Source organism: Streptococcus mitis (assembly GCF_019929545.1).
In the GTDB taxonomy this organism is placed as follows: Bacteria; Bacillota; Bacilli; order Lactobacillales; family Streptococcaceae; genus Streptococcus; species Streptococcus mitis_BU.
This window is the reverse complement of sequence record NZ_JAHZPT010000005.1, coordinates 1-23,742: the sequence shown is the minus strand read 5'-3', so window position 1 is coordinate 23,742 and position 23,742 is coordinate 1. Positions and strand designations below refer to the sequence as shown.

Below are 23,742 nucleotides of genomic sequence, written 5' to 3'. Positions count from 1 at the left end.
GAAAACTCCTGCCCTTTTTATCCGATTAAATTTGTCACCCAGATTTGTTTGAGCCAACTGGTTGTTACTGGTATGCTCTGGATGATGTGTTTTGCGACGATACTCTTTTCAAGAGGATTTTGTATAGCTGCCATGGGAATGGTCGCCAAGATGGTCAAGGTCATTTGCAAGACAAATAAGGTCACCAACATGGACAAGATACCTGCTGAAACTTGGAACAACTTACCCCCCAGTTTTTTACTAGGAAGTAAGTGTAATAGGAGACCAAGCAAACGACCGATGCTATAGACAATCCCAAATACAAGCAAGTAGCCGATCCCTGCGTAAAAGACCTTATCTAACTGAAAGAGTTGATCCGATGGGAAAAAGAAAGTTCCCTGACCTTCCTGCGGATTTGCATAAGGGACCAACAAATGAAATTGCTCACCAAGTCCCTTATAAAACTGGCCAGCCACAAAAGCCGATGCCATGGCTGAAATCAGGTAATAAACCTGTAAGAGCAGGCCTCTCCGATAGCCGATATAAAATCCCCAAGCCAAGACCAATAGAAGAAGGAGTGAAATCATAAGGAATCCTCAATCTTGCTCTGTTCTTGCTTGCAAGTCACAAGCTTGTGACGGAGTTCTTCTAATTCTTGCTCCTTATCATCAAATTCAATCTCACGGCTGAGCTGAGTTGATAAACAGTTGACTGCCAACAAAAGAGCGATTGTTTCATCGTCTGCACTAGGCATTTGTTCTTTAATTGCTTGGTATTTTTCTGTCGCAACCTTGGCGATTTCCTCCATAAAAAGGTTATCATGCTCGCTTGTCAAGGTTAATGATTTTTTCCCGAATGTAAATTTGAATCGATTTAGATTTGCCATAAAATTCACCTCACGATATTATACCAAAATTCGCTAACTTTGTCAGTTTTTACAAATTTGCCTGCTTTTATGGTACAATAGAAACTATGGCAAGTATAACACTCACACCAAGCGAAAAGGAGATTCAGGCTTTTCTTGAACACTATCAAACCAGTCTGGCTCCCAGTAAAAACCCCTATATTCGCTATTTTTTGAAACTGCCTCAAGCAACCGTTTCTATCTATACTTCTGGAAAGGTCTTGCTTCAGGGTGAAGGAGCTGATAAATACGCCAGTTTCTTTGGCTATCAGTTTGTAGAGGAAATCAGCGGACAAAATTTCCCTTTGATTGGGACAGATGAGGTAGGGAATGGTTCCTACTTTGGTGGGCTTGCAGTTGTGGCTTCCTTTGTCACACCTGACCAGCATGCCTTCTTGCGAAAACTCGGTGTGGGGGATTCTAAAACTCTGACCGACCAAAAGATCCGTCAGATTGCCCCTATCCTCAAAGAAAAAATCCAGCACCAGGCACTGCTTCTCTCACCAAGCAAGTACAACGAGGTCATCGGAGACCGCTACAATGCTGTTTCTGTTAAGGTAGTCCTCCATAATCAGGCTATCTATCTCCTCCTTCAAAAAGGCATTCAGCCTGAGAAAATTGTGATTGATGCCTTTACCAGTGCTAAAAATTATGACAAGTACTTGGCACAAGAGGCCAATCGTTTCAGCAATCCTATCAGCTTAGAAGAAAAGGCTGAGGGCAAATACTTGGCTGTCGCAGTTTCTTCTATCATTGCGCGTGATCTCTTTCTAGAAAATCTTGAAAATCTTGGACGAGAGCTGGGCTATCAACTTCCAAGTGGAGCTGGAACGGCTTCTGACAAGGTGGCTAGCCAGATTTTACAAGCCTATGGTATGCAGGGACTCAACTTCTGCGCCAAACTGCACTTTAAAAATACTGAAAAAGCGAAAAAACGCTTAGAAAGGTAAGTTATGAATTCATTTAAAAATTTCTTAAAAGAGTGGGGATTGTTCCTCCTAATTCTGTCATTACTAGCTTTAAGTCGTATCTTTTTTTGGAGCAATGTTCGCGTAGAAGGGCATTCCATGGATCCTACCCTAGCGGATGGCGAAATCCTCTTTGTTGTCAAACACCTCCCTATTGACCGATTTGATATCGTGGTGGCCCATGAGGAAGATGGCAATAAGGACATCGTCAAGCGCGTGATCGGAATGCCTGGCGACACCATCCGTTACGAAAACGATAAACTTTACATCAATGACAAAGAGACAGATGAACCTTACCTAGCTGATTACATCAAACGCTTCAAGGATGACAAACTCCAAAGCACCTACTCAGGCAAGGGCTTTGAAGGAAATAAAGGAACCTTCTTTAGAAGTATTGCTGAAAAAGCCCAAGCCTTCACAGTTGATGTCAACTACAATACCAACTTTAGCTTTACTGTCCCAGAAGGAGAATACCTTCTCCTCGGAGACGACCGCTTGGTTTCAAGCGACAGCCGCCACGTAGGTACTTTTAAAGCAAAAGATATCACAGGGGAAGCTAAATTCCGCTTCTGGCCAATCACCCGTATCGGAACATTTTAAGAGACCTAAGAGGCCGAGAATCGACAATCTCAGCCTCTTCTTCTATCATGAGAAGTGATTGTTTATTGACTAATACTCTTCGAAAATCAAATTCAAACCACGTCAGCTTCGCCTTACCGTACTCAAGTACAGCCTGCGGCTAGCTTCCTAGTTTGCTCTTTGATTTTCATTGAGTATAAAATAAAAACAACTCCAACTCTCACCTATTCATGCAAAGGAATTTTATGGAAGTTTATTTTTCAGGAACCATTGAACGGATTATTTTTGAAAATCCCAGCAATTTTTATCGCATCCTTCTCCTAGAAATCGACGATACAGACGCAGAGGATTTTGATGATTTTGAAATCATTGTCACGGGCACCATGGCTGATGTGATTGAGGGAGAAGACTATACTTTTTGGGGACAAATTGTCCAGCACTCCAAGTATGGGGAGCAACTGCAAATCAGTCGTTATGAACGCGCAAAACCAACTAGCAAGGGCTTGGTCAAGTACTTTTCAAGTAGCCATTTCAAGGGAATTGGTCTCAAAATAGCTCAAAAAATTGTAGATACCTATGGCGGCAATACCATTGACGAAATTTTGCAACACCCAGAAAAGTTAGAAGGCATTGCAGGACTCTCTGCCAAAAATCGCGAGGCCTTCGTCTCAACTCTTCGTCTCAACTACGGAACCGAGATGGTCTTGGCCAAACTAGCCAACTACGGCATTCCCAATAAATTAGCCTTTCAGATTCAAGACTTTTACAAGGAAAAAACCCTTGACGTGGTTGAAAATTATCCCTACCAACTAGTTGAAGATATCAAGGGTTTGGGCTTTACTATTGCTGACCAATTAGCAGAAGAACTAGGCATCGAAAGTCAGGCTCCTGAACGCTTTCGTGCCGGTCTAGTTCACAGTCTTTTTCAGACCTGTATGGAAACAGGGGACACCTATGTTGAAGCACGGGATTTGCTGGAACAAACCCTTACTCTCCTTGAATCTTCTCGCCCCGTGGAACTGGATCCCAGCCAAGTGGCCCAAGAGCTCTCCTACCTGATTGAAGAAGACAAGGTTCAGCAGGTTGATACCAAGATTTTTGACAACAGCCTCTTTTTCGCTGAGGAAGGCATCCGTAGTCACTTGGTTCGTATCCTTGAAAAAGGAAAACAGAAGAGCCAGGATTTAAAAACCATTCAAAAACATATCGCTACTGTCGAAGAAGATTTGGAGATTGAGTATGATAGTATTCAAAAACAAGCTATCTGCGACGCTATCCAGAACAAGGTCTTTATTCTGACAGGTGGACCTGGTACTGGTAAGACAACGGTTATCAATGGTATCATCGCTGTTTACGCCCTTTTAGAAGGACTTGACCTCAGGAAAAAAAGCAACCTACCTATTCTTCTTGCTGCTCCAACTGGACGAGCAGCTCGCCGCATGAATGAATTGACAGGTTTGCCTAGCGCGACCATACACCGACATTTAGGAATGACAGGTGACGATGATACCAGTCATCTGGAAGATTATCTGGATGCTGACTTTATCATCGTAGATGAATTTTCCATGGTGGATACTTGGCTGGCCAATCAACTCTTCTCCAACATCTCTTCTAACAGTAAAATCCTCATCGTGGGTGACAGCGACCAGCTACCGTCTGTCAGCCCTGGACAGGTTCTAGCGGATCTGCTTCATATTCCCTTGATTCCTCAGACTCGCTTGGAAAAAATTTATCGGCAAAGCGAGGAATCAACCATCGTCACGCTAGCTAGTCAAATTCGACAGGGCATCTTGCCAGCTGATTTCACCCAGAAAAAAGCTGACCGTTCCTACTTTGAAATTGCTAGTGGCCATATTCCAGCTACGATTGAAAAAATCTTAGGCGCCGCCCTCAGAAGTGGTATTCCTGCCCGTGATATCCAAGTTCTGGCTCCCATGTACAGAGGGACGGCAGGGATTGATGCCATCAACCAGCTCATGCAAGACCTCCTTAACCCACCACAAAAAGACCAACTTAGTTTTGAAGCTCCCCAGTGCCATTATCGTAAGGGCGACAAGGTCATTCACCTGGTCAATGATGCTGAAATTAATGTCTTTAATGGAGATTTAGGAGCCATCACAGACCTGATTCCTGGTAAATACACCGAGTCGAAACAAGACGAGATTGTCATTGATTTTGACGGCAACGAAGTCTCTTACCCACGTAACGAATGGTACAAGATTCGTTTGGCCTATGCCATGAGTATCCATAAGTCTCAGGGAAGTGAGTTCCCTGTTGTCATCTTACCTATCACTAGTGCTAGTAGGCGCATGCTGGAGCGCAATCTCATCTATACAGCCATTACACGCGCCAAAAGCAAGCTTATCTTACTAGGTGAATTACAGGCCTTCGACTATGCTACCCAACACATCGGAACTGCCCGAAAAACCTATCTGATTGAACATTTCAGTGATCTACTAGAGAATGTTGAAGAAAAGCAACCAGCTGTCTCTGAAACAGACACATCAAACGCCTCTGAACAATCCTACATCCTGACCGAAGAAAACTGGGATAGCATCCCCGCCATGATTGGGATTACAGACGCAGACCTCAAAGAGATTTTTGGAAAATAGTGCATAAGAAAACCCACCAATTCAGGTGGGATTTTTGTTTATTAAGATTATTTAACTGTTGCTGTGCTTGTAATCAATTCAACAGCTTTTTTGATTGTGATATCATGTTTCAACATATCAGCTGAAAGCAAGTTTTGAACTTGTGCAACTTCCATGTTGTAGTCTGCTGCCAATTGCTCGATTTCTTTTTGGATTTCTTCTTCTGAAGCGTCAAATCCTTCAGCTTTGGCAACTGCTTCGATAACAAGGTTAGTCTTAGTGCGTGACTCAGCTTCTCCCTCGTATTGTTTGTGAAGGTCTTCTTGAGTAGTTCCAGTGATTTGGAAGTACATGTCAGGGTTGATACCTTGACGTTGCAAGTTTCCAAGGAATTCATTTACTGAACGGTGAACTTCTTCGTGGATCATTTCTTCTGGAAGTTCTACGATTTCAGCGTTTTCTACAGCTTTATCGATTGCTGCACCTTCTACTGCATCTTTGTAAGCTTCTTCTTTAGCAGCAGCCAATTCCTTGCGGTATTTTTCTTTCAATTCAGCAAGTGTTTCAACTTCTTCGTCGATGTCTTTTGCAAGCTCATCGTCAAGAGCTGGAACTTCTTTAGCTTTTACTTCGTGGATAGTTGTCACGAATTTAGCTTCTTTACCTGCAAGGTCTTCTGCTTGGTAGTCTTCTGGGAATGTTACAACTACATCAACAGTTTCGCCAGCTGAGTGACCTACCAATTGATCTTCGAAACCAGGGATGAATTGACCTGAACCAAGTCCAAGTGAGAAGTTTTCACCTTTTCCGCCATCAAATTCAACACCATCGATAGAACCAACGAAGTCGATGACAACAGTGTCGCCGTTTTCAGCAGCAGCTTCTTTGATAACCAATTCAGCCAAGTTGTTGCGTTCGCGTTCGATACGCTCTTCAACGTCAGCATCAGTTACTTCTTTTTCTACATCAACTGATACTTCAAGGTTTTTGTAGTCACCCAATTTTACTTCAGGTTTTGTAACAACTTCAGCAGTGATAACCCAGTCTTGACCTTTTTCCATTGAAGTTACGTCAATTTTTGGTTGAGCAACGACTTCAAGACCAGCTTCTTTTACAGCTGCTTCATAAGCATTTGGCAAAAGAGCGTTCATAACGTCTTGGTAAAGTGACTCTTCACCAAATTTTTTGTCGAAGATAGGGCGTGGAAGGTGACCTTTACGGAAACCTGGAACATTAAGAGATTTCTTCACTGAGTTGAAGACACGGTCCAATTCTGGTTTGATTTGGTCTTGAGAGATAGTGAAAGTCAAGACACCACGGTTTGTTTCTTTGTTTTCAAATGATACAGACATTCTGTCATTTCTCCTTAAAATTTTTTAAATACAGTCTATTATAACATAAATGGGCGACTTTTTTCAAGTAACGAATGCTCTTTTCAATCACGCTAGAGGTACTTGCTTGCTTCTTTGATACTAAGGTCAGCCATTCTTTCCTTGTTTTTCTCAATGAAGCCTGCTACCCAAGTTGGATTGGTTTTGGAGTAGTCTCTTAGAGCCCATCCAATGGCTTTATTGATAAAGAATTCTGTTTGGTTCAAATTATGAAGCAGAATCTTTTCCAGTAATGGAACATTGGTCTTCTCTTTTCTCAACAACTGGTGGTCAATAGCGACACGTCTCAACCAGATATTGTCTGACAAGCTCCATTGGAGGATTATTTTTTCCAGTTCCGGCTTGTCATACACCAAACTCCCTACTACTCGATCTAGGATATCCACCGTATCCCACCAAGATTTGGTAACAACCAACTGCTCTAGCTTAGGCAAATCGCTGTCCTTTAGATAAAACTGCATGGCTTTCAAATAATTGGCAGCCACATACTGGAATTCTCTAGACTCTTTTTCCCAGCAAATATCTACAAAATCCCAATCGATAATCTTTGTTTTTTTCGCTTCTGGAAAGTATTTTTTATAGAGTGTATTTCTTTCTGGCGCCGCAACGCCTAGAAAGGAAAATTGATGGCGCATATAGGCCTCCATAGGCCCTGCTTTTTTAGGATCTTTTGCTGCTTCTAGCTCCTCAAGTAAATCTGTTAGACTCATCTAAAACTCCTCATGCCCTACCAAATGATGCTGAAAGGCATAGACTGCTGCCTGAGTGCGATCGCTAACCTCCAGTTTGGCAAGAATGTTGGACACGTGGGTCTTGACCGTCTTGAGAGAGATAAAAAGTTCATCTGCGATACGCTGATTTTCGTATCCCTTGGCAATCAGTTGGAGCACATCTCGCTCACGCGCAGTCAATTCTTCATGAAGTTCCATATGATTGCGGTGGTATTCGACCTTCTTGCTAACCTCTTGCTCAATGGCGAGCTCCCCAGCAGCCACCTTACGGACAGCGTGGAGCAGTTCATCTGCACTAGAAGTTTTGAGCATATATCCTTTGGCACCAGCATTCAAGACCGGCATGATTTTTTCATTGTCCAAGTACGAGGTCACAATCAAAATTTTGGCTTCAGGCCATTCTTTGAGAATGGCCAAAGTCGCGTCAATCCCATTCATCTCAGGCATGACGATATCCATGACAATGACATCTGGACGCAGTTCCAAGGCCAAATCAATACCTTGAGACCCATTTGCCGCCTCGCCCACAACTTCTACATCGTCTTGGAGGTCAAAGTAGCTTTTCAAGCCCAATCGGACCATTTCATGGTCATCTACTAGTAAAATTTTCATCTTTACTCCTTTATCATTCCTTATCGAGCAGGGGAATACGGATATCAACCGCCAGACCTTGCTTGGGAGCTGTCAAGAGTTGAACCGTTCCTGCCATATCTTCGACTCGCTCCTTGATATTCCGCAGTCCATAACTCAAGTCGTCTAAACTCCCTAACTGGAAACCAATCCCATTGTCCACCACCTTCAGCTGCAATTCAACATCCGTCTGATAGAGATAGACATCCAAACAAGAGGCCTGAGCATGGCGGAGAGTATTGCTGATCAACTCTTGCAGAATACGGAAGATATGTTCCTCGATTTTCTTAGGCAATTTCGTCACATTTTGCTTGAGACTAACTTTGAGGTCACTCTTGTCCTCAAGCTCTTTTAGAAGAATTTGAATCCCTTCTATCAAGCTCTTTTGTTCCAATTCAACTGGGCGCAAGTGCAGGAGCAAGACTCTCAAATCCTTCTGGGCGGTTTCTAAAATAGCTGTGACACTCTGCAACTGGGTCTGCATCTTTTCTCTATCCAGTTTCAAAGCCTGCTGACTGATACCTGACAAAATCATATGGGCCGCAAACAACTCCTGACTGACTGTATCATGCAAATCCCTAGCAATCCGCTTTCGTTCTTTCTCGATGATTTCCTCTTCCTGAGCAAGACTGTGATTTTCAGCTTTTTGAAGAGCTTCTGTCAAGAGATTAAGTTTACCTGACAAGGACTTGAAACTGGCATCCAAATCTGGATCTGCAAGCTGAACCACTTCTTGCCCTGCCAACAAACGCTTGAGATTAGTCTGCATTTTTCTTAGAGAAAGCTCTTCGATACCTCTCCAAAACAGGGCCAAGAGAAAGGTCATGGACATGCTGAAGACCAATAGCAAAAAAACAAATTTTTCTGTTTTTTCGACATCGTGCAGAAAGATAGACCAGTCAAAGTCAAGCATTTCCAACAAGCTGTGGGAGAAAAATAAGACAAACAGGAAGGAGGTAATGGCAATGATTACATAAGCTTGTTTTTTCATCCTCTGATCACCTCAACATCCCCAATCATAGTGGTCAAGAAAATCTTGACGCTCTTGTTACTCTTGAGATAGTCTCTTGTTTCCTGATGATAGTGTTCATTGCGGAGAGCACGCTTGGGCTGGTTGAAAAAAGTCAAATCACCATAGAGACAGTTAACGCTAAGACTAACTTCCACATCTACAGGTACAATGATTTTGGTCGTTCCTACCATCTTTCTGAGGATAATAACATTGTCATGATTGGTTAAGATGACCCTCTCCAGATGAATGGTATCCTTGCCCATGAGGCGAAAGAGATTGATATCGTCAAACTGGCAAGTCTGGTAGCTTGAAAAATGATGGAGATTGCCAAACCAACGATTTTTCTCCTTCTTAACCGTTACCACCTCTTCAAAAACCAAATTGGTCTGTTCTTTTTCCTGGTTCATCATCGGATAAAGAAGAAAGAGGCTGTAGATGACCGCAACAAAAATAGCTAGAATCACAAAAGGATTGAGCATGACGATGAAAAAGAAGAGAATGCTTGCCACCACTAAAAGAAGATTATTGCCCTCTTTACCAGTGTAATAACGAATCAAAAGCAAAAAGAGGAATAAAATCAGCAGAAAACGCGAAAAATGCTCTGATACCATCAAAATCAGAGCTCCTGTCAGAAGACAGGCTTCGATAAATAAAAAGATTTTAAATTTTCTCATAGGTTCATCCTCTCCCTTCTATTTTATCACAATTCAAAAAAGTCACCTCAGTCTGAGGATGGAAAAAAAGGCGGTGGTTACGCCTTTTTCATCTGATCATTTGCTTCTTTTAATTTTCCATAAAGAAGATAGTCTACTTTTTGCAAATCTGCTATGGTGGCACAATTAAGAGCACACATAATCAAACGCAGATCGTCTTTCCAGCCTTGGACAATGCCAATAACTTCTTCAACTGTGTAGGTTTCAATCAATTCCAGAACTGTCCGAGACAATCCTACAGCCTTAGCCCCAAAGACCAAACACTTAATCATATCCAGCGGATTGCGAACACCTCCACTGACCAAGAGTTCGACCTTGTCTTTCCAGTCTTGGGCCTTGAGAAGGGCTTGCATGGTGGACTGGCCCCATTGATTGAGGTAGTCACGTTGACCACTGCGACGGTTTTCGATATAAGCAAAACTGGTACCACCACGACCTGATAGATCCACTGTTCGAACGCCCAATTCATAGGCTCTTTCAATGGTCCTCACATCCATTCCAAAGCCCACTTCCTTTAGGACAATCGGAACAGGGATTTGCTTGCTATAGTCTGCCAGATGCGATTGCCAGCTTCTGAACTTCCTTTCTCCCTCAGGCATGAGCAATTCCTGCATAACATTGACATGCACTTGCAAGAGAACAGGATTCATCTCTTCTACAGTCTGAAGACCTAACTCGACAGGCTTGTCCAATCCAATATTGGTTCCAAGAAGGAGATTTGGATGATCAGACTTGACAGAAAAAGAGTCATCTGCTGGATCTTTGAGGGCTGCGCTATAAGAACCCGTTACAAATAAAATACCACAGGCTTCCGCCACCTGAGCCAGCTTTTGATTGATTTCTCTTCCCTTATCGCTTCCACCCGTCATAGCATTGATATAAAAAGGAAAGTCCCATTTTCGACCAGCAAACTCTGTCGACAGATCGACTTCATCCAGGTCGTAAAGAGGCAAGGAAGAATGAATCAACTCCACCTCATCAAAGCTATTATAGGAACTTTGCTGCTCAAGGGCATAGCGGATGTGCTCATCCTTACGATTTGTCGTCATGTCCTATCCTTTCTTGGTATAAGAGCTCAATCCCCAGATCGGCCCAACGGTTTTTTAGGGTTTCAGTTGATTGCTCACCAAAACTCAAGGCAATGCCACAGTCACCACCACCAGCGCCGCTACTCTTGGCAACAGCCTGCAAATCTTGACTAGCTTCTTTCAACTGTCTGAGCGAAGGTGTGTAAATATCTGTGCTCAAGCCTTCTAAAAGCCGGCTGGCTACTTCTACTTGCTCGATAAGTTTTTCTGATTTCCCCTGTTTCAAGGCTTCTACCAAAGAAACCACCGTTTCTTTTGAGGAACTTAAAAAATTCTGATTGATGTTTTGCTTGATTTGCTGGACCATGTGACTCGATACAGCCACTTCCTTGGTCCATCCCACTAGGAAATCACATTCTAGGGCAGGTTGTACGTGTGAGATTGAAAAGCCCCAATCACGCTCTAAAACAGTCGCTAAGTTTTCTTCTTCCAACCAAGCAGCCACCTTCTGGCGATCAAATGACTGGTAGAGAACCAAATCCTCTGCCACAATACAGGCAAGGTCCCCCATAGAACCATTGTCTCCGCGCTTGAGCAAGACAGCGCTAGCCAGCTTGAACAAGAGCTCCTGATCAACCGAAAGCTTATACAGAGCTAGCAGAGCCTTGACAACCAAGACAACGACGCTGCCACTAGATCCTAAACCAAACTTTTTCCCTTCTCGTTCCATTTTTCCTCGGATTTCCAAAGAAAAAGGTCGCAAGGTCTCCCCACGATAAACGAGGAAATCTTCCACTAAAGCAATTGTTTCTTGAATCAAGCTATAGTCAGGATTTGGCGTCAAATCCGCTGCGAAATCAAACATATCCGAATAGATACGATAACTATCAGAAAAAGCAATCTCGCCCTTCATATAGATGGGAATGGCCTTTATCAAGGCCAACTGCCCTGGCTCTAAAATAGCATATTCCCCTGCCCAATAGAGTTTTCCGCAAGTTTTAACAGCAATCATCTTGGCTCAAATCCTTTGTTTTTGACACAATCAAGCGATAACGCTGACCGAAGATTTCTGATAAATGCTCCAAGTCTTTCTCCTGACAGAGAACCTTGACATTGGGACCAGCATCCATGGTAAAGTAGCAAGCTTCTCCTTGCTCACGAAGCTGGCGGACAAAGTCCATGGCTTCATAGCTTGCATCCGTCAGATAAGAAAAGGCTGGTGATGCTGTTTTGGTCGTAGCGTGCATAGCCAGAGCATTTTCCTCCGTTAACTCCCCAACCTTGGCAAAGTCATTTTCCTTGAGATAAACCAGCATATCCTGATAGTCTTTCTCAGACTGACGGACCCAGTCATCAAAGGTCGTCGATGTCTCCACACAAAGTTTCATCCCATCACGACTAGAGATTGGTTTTTTCTTGTCCTCTAGTACCAACATAATCATAGCTAGTTTCAAGTCTGTCTCTACAGGGTAAATTTCTCCGCTATCCTTATCCCAAGCACCTAGTGGTCCATAAAAACTCCGAGAGGAAGAGCCTGAGGCAAACTTAGCCTCCTGTGCCAACTGGCTCCGAGTCAATCCAAGCTTGAAATAAGCATTACAAGCCTTGACCAAGGCAGACAAACCACTAGAACTTGATGACAAGCCCGCTGCCGTAGGCATATTATTTTGAGTATCAATTCGAACAAAGCCCTCACCAGCTGGACGGTAACGGTCAATAATCTTGCTCATCTTGACATGCTCCGCCTCACTCTGTAGCTGACCATTGATGTAAAAAACATCAGCAGTCGCATCCGTCGGTAGAGGCGACAGGGCCGTCTCTGTGTACATGTTTTCCAAAGTCAGAGAGATGCTGCTAGTAGCAGGCACCATCTCTTTTTCTTTTTTCTTTCCCCAATATTTGATAATAGCAATATTTGCGTAAGAACGTACTGTTACAGGCTCTCTATCCATGTCTGAACAGCTCCTTTCTCTTCTAATCTTTCTGCTAGTTCTTGAGCTTGAGTCAAATTGGTTGCCAAGGCTATGATACAGCCTCCTAGCCCACCACCGCTCATCTTGGCACCCAGAGCACCATGGCTAAGAGCCGTTTCAACTAGAGAATCCGCCTCAGGGCTACTAACACCAATTTCTTTTAGATGCAAATGCGCTTGACTAAGGATTTGTCCCAGTCCTTCAGCATCTTTTCGTGAAATCGCTTCTTCTGCTTGCTGGGTCAATTCTCCCAGGGCATGCAAAAACGGCAGGGCATCCTTGCCCTTGTTTTGAACCACTTGAATGGCTTCACGAGTGTGACCATAGACGCCCGTATCTGCAATGACCAAATAGGCAGATAGATTCATCTCAAGCTCTGTAAATCCTACGTTCTTAATAAAGCGAATAGGCTGGTCACTGAGACAGGTCTTGGCATCCAAACCACTTGGATTCATATGGGCAATCATCTCCGCCCGATTGACCAAGATTTCTAGTACATCATGAGGCAGTTCTGCCTGATAGTAGTCAAATACCGCACGAATGGCCGCTATGCTGATAACCGCTGACGAACCCATTCCCCGTTTTTCAGGGATAGCCGAGTCAATCTCACAGCGAATGCAGGATTCTTTGATATCCAAATACTCCAGTGAAGCATACACCGCCATGGACAAGGTATCCTCTTCATAGAGACGCCAAGGACTCGCTGCAGGAACTACCTTACAAGTCACCTCCACCTCCAAAAGAGGCAGGGAAATAGCCGGATAACCGTAAACGACTGCATGCTCCCCAATTAAAATTATCTTACTATGTGCCTGACCGACACCAACCTTTTTTGTCATGTTATCCTTTTACTAGACGGAAAGACCGTCTTATTTCTCAAACAGTATTATTTGTTCCTATCTATTTTATTATATTTTCACAAAAAAAGCGATTGTTTCCTTCACAATCGCCTCTTTCATTATTGAACCCATTCGCCATTATAGTTGACAGAATAGCCATCTACAGTGGTATTCACTGCCAAGGCACCTGAGCTATAAGCGTAGTACCATTTACTACCGACCTGGAACCAGCCTGTTGCCATAGCTCCTGATGAACGGAGATAGTACCACTTGTTACCAAGGTTTTGCCAACCAATTTTCAGATCACCATTTGACTGGTCTAAATAATACCAAGTTGAGCCTTCCTGATACCAGCCAGTTGTCATAGCCCCTGATGAACGGAGGTAGTACCACTTATTGCCAAGTTGTTTCCAACCAGTTTGCATGATACCAGTTTCTGAATCTAGATAGTACCAAGTGGAAGCATCTTGAATCCAACCAGAACGTTTCTCACCACCAAGATTCTTATTCCCAGAATTTCCTGTTTTTGCTAGGTAATACCAGTTAGATTGATCATAAAGCCAACCTGTCTTTAAAGAATGATCTTGATCAAAGTAGTAGTATGCTAATTTAAGAACTTCGGGACCTTCCCAGCCTTCACCATGTTTTTTCCCAACGGTTAAGGAATCTTTTAGCTCTAATTGTTGCCAACCAACAAACTCTTGTAGCACTCCATTTTTGTCAAAGTAGTACCATTGTGGCATTGGCATAGATTCTAATCTCAAACCATTTGGGTAAGGACCAATTGTACTACCTTTAGATGGAAACGGGATATATTGCCAGCCGACAACCATTTCTCCTGATACATGATCAAAATAATAGGTCTTGCCATCAATCACTCGCCAGGCCTTTTCTTTGATCTCACCCTTCTTGTAGTAGGTTCTACCATTTTCTTGGACAAATTGCCAACCTTCTGAATCAGCATCATCCGCCAATACTGCACTTGTCGCTAGCAAACCGAAGAAAAAGACTGCTAATGCAATTTGCATCAATTTTTTTATTATTTTCATTAGACCTATCCTCCATAACTGATTGTAGCAAATGCAGAATCGTATGTCAATATATAAAAAACTCATATAAAAAGCAGTTACATAACTGCAACTGCTTTTCTATTCTTGCATGGTGTAACCGACACCACGAACGGTTTTAATGTAACTTTTTTGACCTTTTACATCAAGCTTGCTACGTAGATAACGGATATAGACATCCACGATATTGGTTTCGGTCGCACTTTCATACTTCCAGACACTTTCCAACAACTGCTCACGAGTCAGAACTTTCTTGCTTCCCATAAGAGTGGCCAAAAGGTCATACTCACGACGCGTCAGAGCAATCATCTCCTCGCCACGATAAACGGTATGATGTTCTACATCCATACGCAGATTACGGTAAGACGTTGGAACCTTCATCTGACTGCAGTGTTGATCGATAAAGTCCCGACCTCGGAAAATCGCTGAAATACGAGCTACCAGATTGTCAATAATAACCGGCTTATAGATGTAAGAAACAGCAAAGCGTTGGATTGTCTCAATCTGATCTTGCAATTCTTCGCGATGGTCTAAGACCATGATGACTGAGGCTGGCTTAGTCCGACTCAGCTTGTCTGCAAAATCCTGGGCTGTCATATCCCCCAGACGAGCATTCAATAAAATCAAGTCATAGTCTGTCTGAAGAGCCATGGAGAGGGCCTTTTGCCCCTCCTCAACCTGATCAACTCGGTATTGCTCTTTTTGGAGTTCCAAACTTAAAAAATGAGCTAGATTTCGTTCTTTCTCAAGTAATAAAATCCGTTTCCCCATGGCAGACCTACTTATTTTTCGTCATACCAAGAGTAGTGGAATGTTCCTTCTTTGTCTTTACGTTGGTAAGTGTGGGCACCAAAGTAGTCACGTTGCGCTTGGATCAAGTTAGCTGGAAGGTCAGCTGAACGGTAGCTATCAAAGTAAGTAATAGCTGCTGAGAAAGTTGGCACTGGCACACCAGCTTGAACAGCAAGAGCTACGATATCACGCACTGCTTGTTGGTACTTAGCAGTAACATCCAAGAAGTACTCATCCAAAAGAAGGTTGGCAAGATCTGCATCACGGTTGTAAGCATCTGTAATCTTTTGCAAGAAACGAGAACGGATGATACAGCCATCACGCCAGATAGATGCGATGTCTGCAAATGGCAAGTTCCAGTTATTTTCTTTAGAAGCTACACGCAATTGAGCAAAACCTTGTGCGTATGAAATGATTTTTGAGAAGTAAAGGGCTTGACGGATCTTTTCAATCAACTCAGCCTTGTCTCCTTCAAATTTGAAGGCAGCTGGTTTTGGAAGAACTTTGCTAGCATGCACACGTTCTTCTTTGTAAGTAGAGATGTAACGTGCAAATACTGACTCAGTGATGAGCGACAATGGCACACCAAGGTCAAGAGATGATTGGCTAGTCCATTTACCAGTTCCCTTGTTACCTGCAGCATCAAGGATGTAGTCTACGATTGGTCCATCTTGACCTTCATCGTCTTTACGGCTCAAGATATCAGCTGTGATTTCGATCAAATAGCTGTCCAATTCACCCTTGTTCCACTCAGTAAAAATTTCAGCCATATCTTCTGCTGAAAGGCCTAACAAGTGTTGCATCAAGTCATAGCTTTCTGCGATCAATTGCATATCACCATACTCGATACCGTTGTGAACCATTTTCACATAGTGACCAGCTCCATCAGGACCGATGTAAGTCACACATGGTTTGCCATCTTCTGGTGCTTTAGCTGAGATTTCTTCAAGAACATCCGCAACCAATTCGTAGGCCTCTTTTTGTCCACCAGGCATGATAGAAGGACCTTCAAGGGCACCTTTTTCACCACCAGAAACCCCAGTACCGATAAAGTTGATACCTGAGTTTGCCAACTCTTCATTACGACGGATTGTATCTTTGTAGAAAGTGTTTCCTCCGTCGATCAAGATATCACCCTTGTCAAGGTGTGGAAGAAGGGCTTGAATTGTAGCATCTGTACCAGGTCCAGCTTGAACCATGAGCATGATACGACGAGGTTTTTCGATTGAGTTTACAAAACTTTCAACGTCATAGCTTGGTACAAAGTTCTTTTCAGGATGGCAAGCAATTACATCTTCAGTTTTTTCTTTACTACGGTTGTAAATAGCAACTGTGTAACCACGAGATTCAATATTAAGGGCAAGGTTACGACCCATTACGGCCATACCTACGACACCAAAGTTAGCTTTTGTCATTTGACACTCCTCTTGTTTAATTTGTTTTATTTTATCATTTTTACTTTTGAAAAGAAAGAATTTTGTAACGACTGCTTAGTAGTCCAAGTCATCCGCATGTCCAGAACCATTTCCAACAAAGTATCCTGTCTTACAGTTAAGGGTAAAGAGATAGGTTCCATCTGGCTTGTAGAGGTTGTAATAACCATTGCCATTAACGATATTGACACGTTCAAGGATATATTGGTTGCCAGTGATATAACCACGTGAACGTGAAGTCGCTAGAATTTGTTCTAAGACACCATCCGCGAAATCCCAGGCAGAATTATTGCTATCATCAATAGCAGACTGGTTATAAGAAACACGACTCGCACTTCTTTGAACAGCAACTCCTGCACTTGATACACCCATATTGACTTCACTGCGGGTACTTCTAGTTTCAGTTGATGCAGTATTTGAACTACTTGGACTTGTCTCACTAGCAGTGTTTTCACTTGCTTGACTAGAGCTTGAGCTGCTAGTTTCACTTGAACTCGAGCTTGAAGCACTTGTTTGCTGGCTCTTACCAAGGCTGATAGCCTTATCTAGAACTTTATCAAGCTCCGTATTTCCAGTTTTAATATCTGTAAATTTAGCATCTGATTTAGCTTTAGCGTTAGTATCCAAGACACCATCCACAATAGCTGGCTTCTCAAATTGAGCATTGACATCTTGAATGGCCTTGATTTGAGTTGCTAGGCTATCATACTTAGATTTTGCAAGCGTATGTTCACGACTACCTTCCAGCTTATCAAGTAAAGCCTTGAGTTGAGGTAGCTTTTCAAACTGGCTATTTTTTAAAGCCGTTTTGTTGCTATCTGTGTAGAAGGCATCATATAAATTATTAAATTCTTCCGCATCTGACTGCGTATTTGTAGTTGATTGAGAAGTTTGGATTTCCTTGGTCGAACGATCCACTTGACGATAAACATAATAACCAGTTCCAAGGATAAGAACCACTAATGCGGCTAGAATCCCGTAAAGCACCCATTTCTTCTTACTTTTTCCATCTTCACTATCTGTCACTCGAGAACGTGTGAGAGCCTCTTCCGTTCCAACTAATGGTACCTCTTCCTTCTCAAATTCTTCGACAAGAGGAGCTTCTGAAACTCGTGTTAATTCTAAATCATCAAACTGACTCAATTCATCTTCTGGAACTGGAGAAGTTACTCCCGTTTCCTCACGAAGCTCTTGAAGCAAATTATCCAGAGTCTGAGTCTCCTCTACCTCTTCTTTTTCAACTAGATCATCCTTGCTAAACTGACGTGTTTCAAACTTATCTGCTTCAATTTCATCTTTATGTTGTTTCACATACTTGTCCAAGATAGAATCTCCAGGCAATACACCTGCTTCCACCTCTTCATTTTTTCGCATAGCTTCTCCAACTGTTAGCTCTTTGGCTTCATCAAAATCAAATTGCGCTTCTTGATGTTCTGCTTTATGACGATTCCGTCTTTTCTTACTCATGAGTTTTCCTTCCTACTTTACTTCCTGACGTTTAACACGCTGACCAAAATATTGATACAAATCAACTTTTAAAGTTCCGTTGTACAACTTCCGTTTCTTATCCGCCTGACTACCGTACTTGGTCTCAAAGGCTTCATCACTGGTTAAGATAAACTTGCTCCACGTTTTCAGCGGTGCAAATACTTGACCCATCTCAGCATAAAGCTTGGTAACCCCTGCATCATCTGACAAGCGTTCCCCATAAGGCGGGTTAGAGATAATCACTCCATTGATTTTATCAGAACGCAAATCCTGCACGCGCATCTGCTTAAAGGTAATATCTCCTGCAACCCCTGCTGCCTGAGCATTGACCTTAGCAATTTCCACCATGCGAGCATCGATATCACAGCCCATGATATCTAGCTCAAGCTCACGATCCACTTTCTTAGCTGCTTCAGTACGAACTTCTTGGATCAAGCGATCGCTAATCCAGTTCCATTCCTCAAAAGCAAAGGAGCGACGAAGACCAGGAGCCATCTTTCTAGCAATCATAACTGCCTCGATACAGAAAGTTCCTGAACCACAGGTCGGATCAATCAAGGGTTTGTCTGGATACCAGTTAGAGAGTTGCAAAATAGCTGCTGCCATGTTTTCCTTGATAGGAGCCCCACCTTTTTCGGTACGATAGCCACGTTTAAAGAGGCTAGTCCCTGTCGTATCAATCATGACAGTTACTACATCTTTGAGAATAGAAACCTCAATCTTAAACTCAGGACCATTCTCCATCAGAGGAATACCTTCTGGGCGGGCGTAGTGTTTCTGCAATTTCTTAACAACGGCCTTCTTTGAAATAGCCTGAACACTGGGTTCATTGTGTAGTTTAGATTTCACACATTTGGCTTTTGAAATCGGGAATCGAGCTCCAAGTGGTAAATAATTTTCCCAATCTAGAGCGAAAACTCCCTGAAACAGCTCTTCAAAAGTCTTAGCTGGGAATGTTCCTACGATAATCTTGATACGGTCTGCTGCCCGAAGCCAAAGGTTGGTTTCGATAATAGCTCTCACGTCTCCTTGAAACCGAACACGGCCGTTTTCGACCTGACAATCGTAGCCCAACTCTCGCATTTCTCGTCCCACAACAGCCTCAAGACCCGCTGCAGCAGTAGCGATTAAATTAAATTCTTTTTTCATTTTCAGTCTTATAAGACCTTTCTATATGTCCACTTTAAAAAATGAGGTTGAGAAAGTTTTCTCAGCCCCAACCTATATGCAATTTTCTATAAGCCATGTTTTGTTCCAGAAGTGACTAGGACCACTTCCTTCGATAATCATCTGTCTACCACTAACAACTTACAGCTGATAGCAGTCAGAGTTCTACGTTCGTTTCCGTGTACTCCATGCCCCGACCAAAATTTGGGTTGCTAGCTTGAGGGGTTTACCGCGTTCCACTCTCTCTGTTTCCAGAAAGACTCCGTCACTGTGGCACTTTCAAGCCTACTCCGACCTATCCAAGGACTTAGCCATTTCGACTGCCGTAACGATTTCTCGTCCCTAGGCTTATGGTTTCGCCTAGCACAAACACTACAGGCATCACAGCCTGTGCTAGCATGGACTTTCCTCATGAAAAGAAATTCTCCTCACGCGATTATCCAAAAATTGCACTTTTCAAATAAGCTCTTATAAATCAGAGTTATCCAAAATTTGTTTACCAAATACTTCTTTCTCAAGACGATTTAGACGTTTTAAAATATCAAAATTCGTCATAGAAGTTGTTGCTGTCATTTCAAGTGGTTCTGCTTGAACCGGTGCAGATTCAGGTTTGCGAGACAATTCTTCCTTCAACTCTGCAATTTCTTGACGGAGAGACTTGACTAAGGCAGCATAAGTTTCATAGTCCTTGATGACATCGTCCAAAAATTCATCAACTTCAACCTTACTATATCCACGGACTTCACGTCCAAACTCTTGCTCAAAAATATCTTTTGCTGAAAAAATAATACTTGCCATCTCTCTCTCCATTCTCGGTTTCTAATAGTATTATTATATAAAAAAAGGCAAACAAAAATCAAGGTCAAAGCCTTACTTTTCAGAAAAATTTTCTGCTAGCTCATTTAAGTCTTCAAACGTTAACCTTTTTATGCGATAACCTTCCTGATTTTTCATCAAAGTGTCCATAAATTTTAATTTGGTCTCATTTTCTGGGTCATAGAAAAAATAAGCTAAGTCAGTATTTTCCAGCAAAAATCGTTGGTAGTCTCGTAGTTGACCCATATGTTCATATTTAGGATAGGCATATTTGACAAAATCGACCTGCTTAAATTGGCTCAGTTTAAGCTGATTCGCTTCATTCCAATTTTCCCCGTGTGTTTCAAAATCAAAAATGGTCGCTAGGTTGAAATCATATTCTTCTTTCATTTCATTTGCAACATCAAGAACCCAGGATTCAAATCCCAAGTTCCCTGTAAAGACCAGCCAATTAATCCCTTCTTCTGCCAAACTTTCTAAATCACGGCGAATGGCTTTCTTTATAATTTTTAACCTGATATCCTTTTCGTTAAAGACACCCAAGTCAAAATTAGAATATCCCATAATTAAAGCTGTAGTCATTTTTACACCTTTCTTTCTATTTTTATGGTATAATAGAGTGATGTTATTGTACCAATAAGGAGAAATATGGTCAACTATCCTCATAAAATTTCATCAAAAAAAAGCCAAACATCCATTTCTCAACCAAAAAATTTCGCAAATCGAGGAATGACTTTTGAAAAGATGATTAACGCTACAAACGACTACTATCTGACGCATGGTATGGCAGTTATCCATAAAAAGCCAACGCCTGTTCAGATTGTTCGAGTAGACTATCCTCAACGTAGTCGAGCCAAAATTGTAGAAGCCTATTTTAGACAAGCTTCCACAACAGATTACTCTGGCGTATATAGAGGACATTACATTGACTTTGAAGCCAAGGAAACACGACAAAAGAATGCTATTCCAATGAAGAACTTCCATCTTCACCAGATTCAACATATGGAACAAGTTCTAGAACAGCAGGGCATTTGCTTCGTACTGCTTCATTTTTCTTCTCGACAAGAAACTTATTTGTTGCCGGCACTTGATTTGATTCGCTTTTATCATCAAGATAAGGGCCAAAAATCGATGCCACTTGGATATATTCAAGAATACGGATATTTAGTAAAGCAAGGAGCTTTCCCTCAAATTCCCTATCTCGATATTATCAAAGAACATTTACTAGGTGGTAAAACAAGATGAATAAACAAACCATTCTGCGATTCTTAAAGTATATTGGAATTACATTTCTTACCTTATTTATCGCATTATTTCTATTAGGTGGAGGTGTCTTCCTCTACTTTGTTAGCAAGGCTCCAGCCTTATCTGAAAGTAAATTAGTTGCGACAACCTCTAGCAAGATTTATGACAACAAAAACGAACTGATTGCTGACCTTGGATCTGAACGTCGCGTAAATGCTCAATCAAATGAAATTCCTACTGACTTAGTCAAGGCCATCGTATCTATCGAAGACCACCGTTTCTTTGATCATAGAGGTGTGGATACCATTCGTATCATGGGTGCGGCATTGAGAAACCTCCAAGGCGGAGGAGGCCTCCAGGGAGCCTCAACCTTGACTCAGCAATTGATTAAATTAACTTATTTTTCTACTTCAACTGCCGATCAAACTTTGTCACGTAAAGCTCAAGAAGCTTGGCTAGCCGTTCAACTAGAGCAAAAAGCAACCAAGCAAGAAATCCTGACCTACTACATCAACAAAGTCTACATGTCTAACGGTAACTATGGAATGCAAACTGCAGCCCAAAATTACTATGGAAAAGACTTGAAGGATTTAAGCTTACCACAGTTAGCACTCCTAGCCGGAATGCCTCAAGCACCAAATCAATATGATCCTTATTCTCATCCAGAAGCTGCTCTTGAGCGTCGAAATTTGGTACTTTCAGAAATGAAGGGGCAGAAATACATCAGCGCAGAAGAGTATGAAAAAGCTATTAATACCCCTGTTACCGATGGTCTACAAAGCCTGAAATCCGGTAACAGCTATCCTGCATACATGGACAACTACCTTAAAGAAGTAATCGACCAAGTTGAACAAGAAACTGGTTACAACCTTCTTACCACAGGTATGGAAGTCTATACTAATGTCGACAAAGATGTTCAGCAGCGACTTTGGGATGTTTATAACACCGACCAATATGTCACTTATCCTGATGATGACATGCAAGTAGCTTCGACTATTGTAGATGTATCTAATGGTAACGTTATTGCACAACTTGGTGCTCGTCATCAAGCAACTAATGTTTCATTCGGTACCAACCAGGCCGTAGAAACCAATCGTGACTGGGGATCATCAATGAAACCAATCACTGACTATGCTCCCGCTTTAGAATATGGAGTCTATGACTCTACTGCTTCTATTGTACATGATGTCCCTTATAACTATCCTGGCACTGATACTCCACTCTACAACTGGGATCATGTCTACTTTGGAAACATTACAATCCAGTATGCTCTTCAACAATCACGAAATGTCACAGCCGTTGAGACTTTGAATAAGGTCGGTCTAGATAGAGCTAAAACCTTCCTTAATGGTCTTGGTATCGACTATCCAAGCATGCATTATGCAAACGCCATTTCAAGTAACACAACTGAATCCAACAAACAGTACGGTGCAAGTAGTGAAAAAATGGCTGCTGCTTATGCCGCCTTTGCTAATGGTGGTATTTACCACAAACCAATGTATATCAATAAAATCGTCTTTAGTGATGGTAGTGAAAAAGAATTTTCAGATGCTGGTACACGAGCTATGAAAGAAACTACTGCCTATATGATGACCGAAATGATGAAAACTGTTTTAGCTTACGGAACCGGACGTGGTGCTTACCTACCATGGCTTCCACAAGCAGGTAAGACAGGTACTTCTAACTATACTGACGACGAAATTGAAAAGTATATCAAGAACACTGGCTACGTAGCTCCAGATGAAATGTTTGTAGGTTATACTCGTAAGTATTCTATGGCTGTATGGACTGGTTACTCAAATCGTTTAACTCCAATCGTTGGAGATGGTTTCCTAGTTGCTGCTAAGGTTTATCGCTCAATGATATCGTATCTATCAGAAGATGACCAACCTGGAGATTGGACGATGCCTGAGGGCCTGTTCCGAAATGGAGAATTCGTCTTCCAGAACAACGTCAAAAACACTTGGAATAATCCAGCTACACAACAAACACAAACAATAGAGAATTCCTCTACAACAACTGAAAGTTCAACTACACAGGCAAGTACGACGGTTGGTCAACAACCCAATAATGCTCCAGCAACTGATCCTAATCAAGGACAAGCTGGCCAGGCTGTTCAACCGACACAACCAGTACAACCAACGCCACAAAATCCACAAGTTCAACAGCAACCACAACAGTGAGATGAAAGAAAATCCTGAGAATAAAAACTCAGGATTTTTTCTACAAAAAAATTAACTTCATAATCTTTGAAAGTGAAAAGATGTTTCAACTCATTTTCGATAAACCAAAAGAAGTTAGCGAATAACTAACTTCTTTTTATGGGCACCTCTAAAAACTCCACTCTTATCACAAAAGAAAAAATCAACTGTATGTGTCTCATTTAGTTGGCACAT

General features: G+C 42.1%; 23 protein-coding genes and 1 other RNA gene. 5 read left to right on the top strand and 19 right to left on the bottom strand.

Going from position 1 to position 23,742, the window contains the following annotated elements:
* Positions 1–17 precede the first annotated feature (17 nt).
* Both K1I71_RS02660 and zapA read right to left on the bottom strand, forming a co-directional pair.
* Positions 18–566 (bottom strand): CvpA family protein, encoded by a 549-nt coding sequence (locus K1I71_RS02660; protein WP_223330150.1) that lies wholly within the window; start codon positions 564–566, stop codon positions 18–20.
* Positions 563–865: a cell division protein ZapA gene (zapA, locus tag K1I71_RS02655; RefSeq protein ID WP_000002019.1), complete on the bottom strand. Its 303-nt coding sequence runs from the start codon at positions 863–865 to the stop codon at positions 563–565. Before zapA ends, K1I71_RS02660 begins: the two co-directional genes overlap by 4 nt.
* A gap of 86 nt (positions 866–951) precedes the next feature.
* Here zapA and rnhC point away from each other — a divergent pair, with 86 nt between their 5' ends.
* The 3 genes from rnhC to recD2 all read left to right on the top strand — a co-directional run bounded on the left by rnhC (position 952) and on the right by recD2 (position 5,042).
* Positions 952–1,833, top strand: coding sequence for a ribonuclease HIII (gene rnhC / locus K1I71_RS02650; protein WP_223330149.1), 882 nt, complete (start codon positions 952–954; stop codon positions 1,831–1,833).
* A 3-nt stretch (positions 1,834–1,836) separates the two neighbouring features.
* The gene (lepB, locus tag K1I71_RS02645) at positions 1,837–2,451 is read left to right on the top strand and encodes a signal peptidase I (RefSeq protein ID WP_004245100.1); all 615 of its coding nucleotides are present in this window, start codon (positions 1,837–1,839) and stop codon (positions 2,449–2,451) included.
* Between the two features lie 224 nt (positions 2,452–2,675).
* Positions 2,676–5,042 (top strand): SF1B family DNA helicase RecD2, encoded by a 2,367-nt coding sequence (gene recD2, locus K1I71_RS02640; protein ID WP_223330148.1) that lies wholly within the window; start codon positions 2,676–2,678, stop codon positions 5,040–5,042.
* Between the two features lie 47 nt (positions 5,043–5,089).
* On the opposite strand, the gene tig is transcribed toward recD2, so the two are convergent.
* The 17 genes from tig to K1I71_RS02555 all read right to left on the bottom strand — a co-directional run bounded on the left by tig (position 5,090) and on the right by K1I71_RS02555 (position 20,683).
* Entirely contained in the window at positions 5,090–6,373 is a 1,284-nt protein-coding gene (tig, locus tag K1I71_RS02635; protein WP_223330147.1) for a trigger factor, read from the bottom strand.
* 92 nt (positions 6,374–6,465) lie between these two features.
* Positions 6,466–7,122: a DNA alkylation repair protein gene (locus K1I71_RS02630; RefSeq protein WP_045604931.1), complete on the bottom strand. Its 657-nt coding sequence runs from the start codon at positions 7,120–7,122 to the stop codon at positions 6,466–6,468.
* Positions 7,123–7,755 (bottom strand): response regulator transcription factor, encoded by a 633-nt coding sequence (locus K1I71_RS02625; protein ID WP_223330146.1) that lies wholly within the window; start codon positions 7,753–7,755, stop codon positions 7,123–7,125.
* A 13-nt stretch (positions 7,756–7,768) separates the two neighbouring features.
* Positions 7,769–8,764 carry an envelope stress sensor histidine kinase LiaS gene (locus tag K1I71_RS02620; protein ID WP_223330145.1) on the bottom strand — a complete coding sequence of 332 codons (996 nt, stop codon included), beginning with the start codon at positions 8,762–8,764 and terminating at the stop codon, positions 7,769–7,771.
* Positions 8,761–9,459 carry a cell wall-active antibiotics response protein LiaF gene (liaF, locus tag K1I71_RS02615; protein WP_061864749.1) on the bottom strand — a complete coding sequence of 233 codons (699 nt, stop codon included), beginning with the start codon at positions 9,457–9,459 and terminating at the stop codon, positions 8,761–8,763. The genes K1I71_RS02620 and liaF overlap by 4 nt, the downstream gene beginning before the upstream one ends.
* Positions 9,460–9,536: 77 nt before the next feature.
* Entirely contained in the window at positions 9,537–10,547 is a 1,011-nt protein-coding gene (fni, locus tag K1I71_RS02610) for a type 2 isopentenyl-diphosphate Delta-isomerase (RefSeq protein ID WP_223330144.1), read from the bottom strand.
* Positions 10,531–11,538, bottom strand: coding sequence for a phosphomevalonate kinase (locus K1I71_RS02605; RefSeq protein ID WP_223330143.1), 1,008 nt, complete (start codon positions 11,536–11,538; stop codon positions 10,531–10,533). The genes fni and K1I71_RS02605 overlap by 17 nt, the downstream gene beginning before the upstream one ends.
* A complete protein-coding gene (gene mvaD, locus K1I71_RS02600; protein ID WP_223330142.1) occupies positions 11,525–12,478 on the bottom strand; it encodes a diphosphomevalonate decarboxylase in 954 nt (317 codons plus the stop codon). The genes K1I71_RS02605 and mvaD overlap by 14 nt, the downstream gene beginning before the upstream one ends.
* The gene (gene mvk, locus K1I71_RS02595) at positions 12,460–13,338 is read right to left on the bottom strand and encodes a mevalonate kinase (protein ID WP_223330141.1); all 879 of its coding nucleotides are present in this window, start codon (positions 13,336–13,338) and stop codon (positions 12,460–12,462) included. The genes mvaD and mvk overlap by 19 nt, the downstream gene beginning before the upstream one ends.
* Before the next feature lie 119 nt (positions 13,339–13,457).
* Positions 13,458–14,387: a PspC-like choline-binding domain-containing protein gene (locus K1I71_RS02590; protein ID WP_223330140.1), complete on the bottom strand. Its 930-nt coding sequence runs from the start codon at positions 14,385–14,387 to the stop codon at positions 13,458–13,460.
* 99 nt (positions 14,388–14,486) lie between these two features.
* The gene (locus K1I71_RS02585; protein ID WP_033686437.1) at positions 14,487–15,176 is read right to left on the bottom strand and encodes a response regulator transcription factor; all 690 of its coding nucleotides are present in this window, start codon (positions 15,174–15,176) and stop codon (positions 14,487–14,489) included.
* A gap of 11 nt (positions 15,177–15,187) precedes the next feature.
* Entirely contained in the window at positions 15,188–16,612 is a 1,425-nt protein-coding gene (gene gndA / locus K1I71_RS02580) for an NADP-dependent phosphogluconate dehydrogenase (protein WP_000158778.1), read from the bottom strand.
* A gap of 75 nt (positions 16,613–16,687) precedes the next feature.
* Positions 16,688–18,097: a cell division site-positioning protein MapZ gene (mapZ, locus tag K1I71_RS02575; protein ID WP_223330139.1), complete on the bottom strand. Its 1,410-nt coding sequence runs from the start codon at positions 18,095–18,097 to the stop codon at positions 16,688–16,690.
* A gap of 12 nt (positions 18,098–18,109) precedes the next feature.
* Complete coding sequence (locus tag K1I71_RS02570) at positions 18,110–19,267, bottom strand: THUMP domain-containing class I SAM-dependent RNA methyltransferase (RefSeq protein WP_223330138.1); 1,158 nt, start codon at positions 19,265–19,267, stop codon at positions 18,110–18,112.
* Positions 19,268–19,351: 84 nt separating this feature from the next.
* Positions 19,352–19,733, bottom strand: an RNA gene (gene rnpB, locus K1I71_RS02565) — RNase P RNA component class B.
* A gap of 20 nt (positions 19,734–19,753) precedes the next feature.
* Positions 19,754–20,083: a cell division regulator GpsB gene (gene gpsB / locus K1I71_RS02560; protein ID WP_000146534.1), complete on the bottom strand. Its 330-nt coding sequence runs from the start codon at positions 20,081–20,083 to the stop codon at positions 19,754–19,756.
* A 72-nt stretch (positions 20,084–20,155) separates the two neighbouring features.
* Positions 20,156–20,683, bottom strand: a complete 528-nt coding sequence (locus K1I71_RS02555; RefSeq protein ID WP_004263565.1) for an SLOG family protein — start codon at positions 20,681–20,683, stop codon at positions 20,156–20,158.
* A 66-nt stretch (positions 20,684–20,749) separates the two neighbouring features.
* Here K1I71_RS02555 and recU point away from each other — a divergent pair, with 66 nt between their 5' ends.
* Both recU and pbp1a read left to right on the top strand, forming a co-directional pair.
* On the top strand, positions 20,750–21,346 hold the full coding sequence (gene recU, locus K1I71_RS02550) for a Holliday junction resolvase RecU (protein ID WP_020901564.1): 597 nt from the start codon (positions 20,750–20,752) through the stop codon (positions 21,344–21,346).
* The gene (pbp1a, locus tag K1I71_RS02545; RefSeq protein WP_223330137.1) at positions 21,343–23,529 is read left to right on the top strand and encodes a penicillin-binding protein PBP1A; all 2,187 of its coding nucleotides are present in this window, start codon (positions 21,343–21,345) and stop codon (positions 23,527–23,529) included. The genes recU and pbp1a overlap by 4 nt, the downstream gene beginning before the upstream one ends.
* The last annotated feature ends 213 nt before the right edge of the window (positions 23,530–23,742 follow it).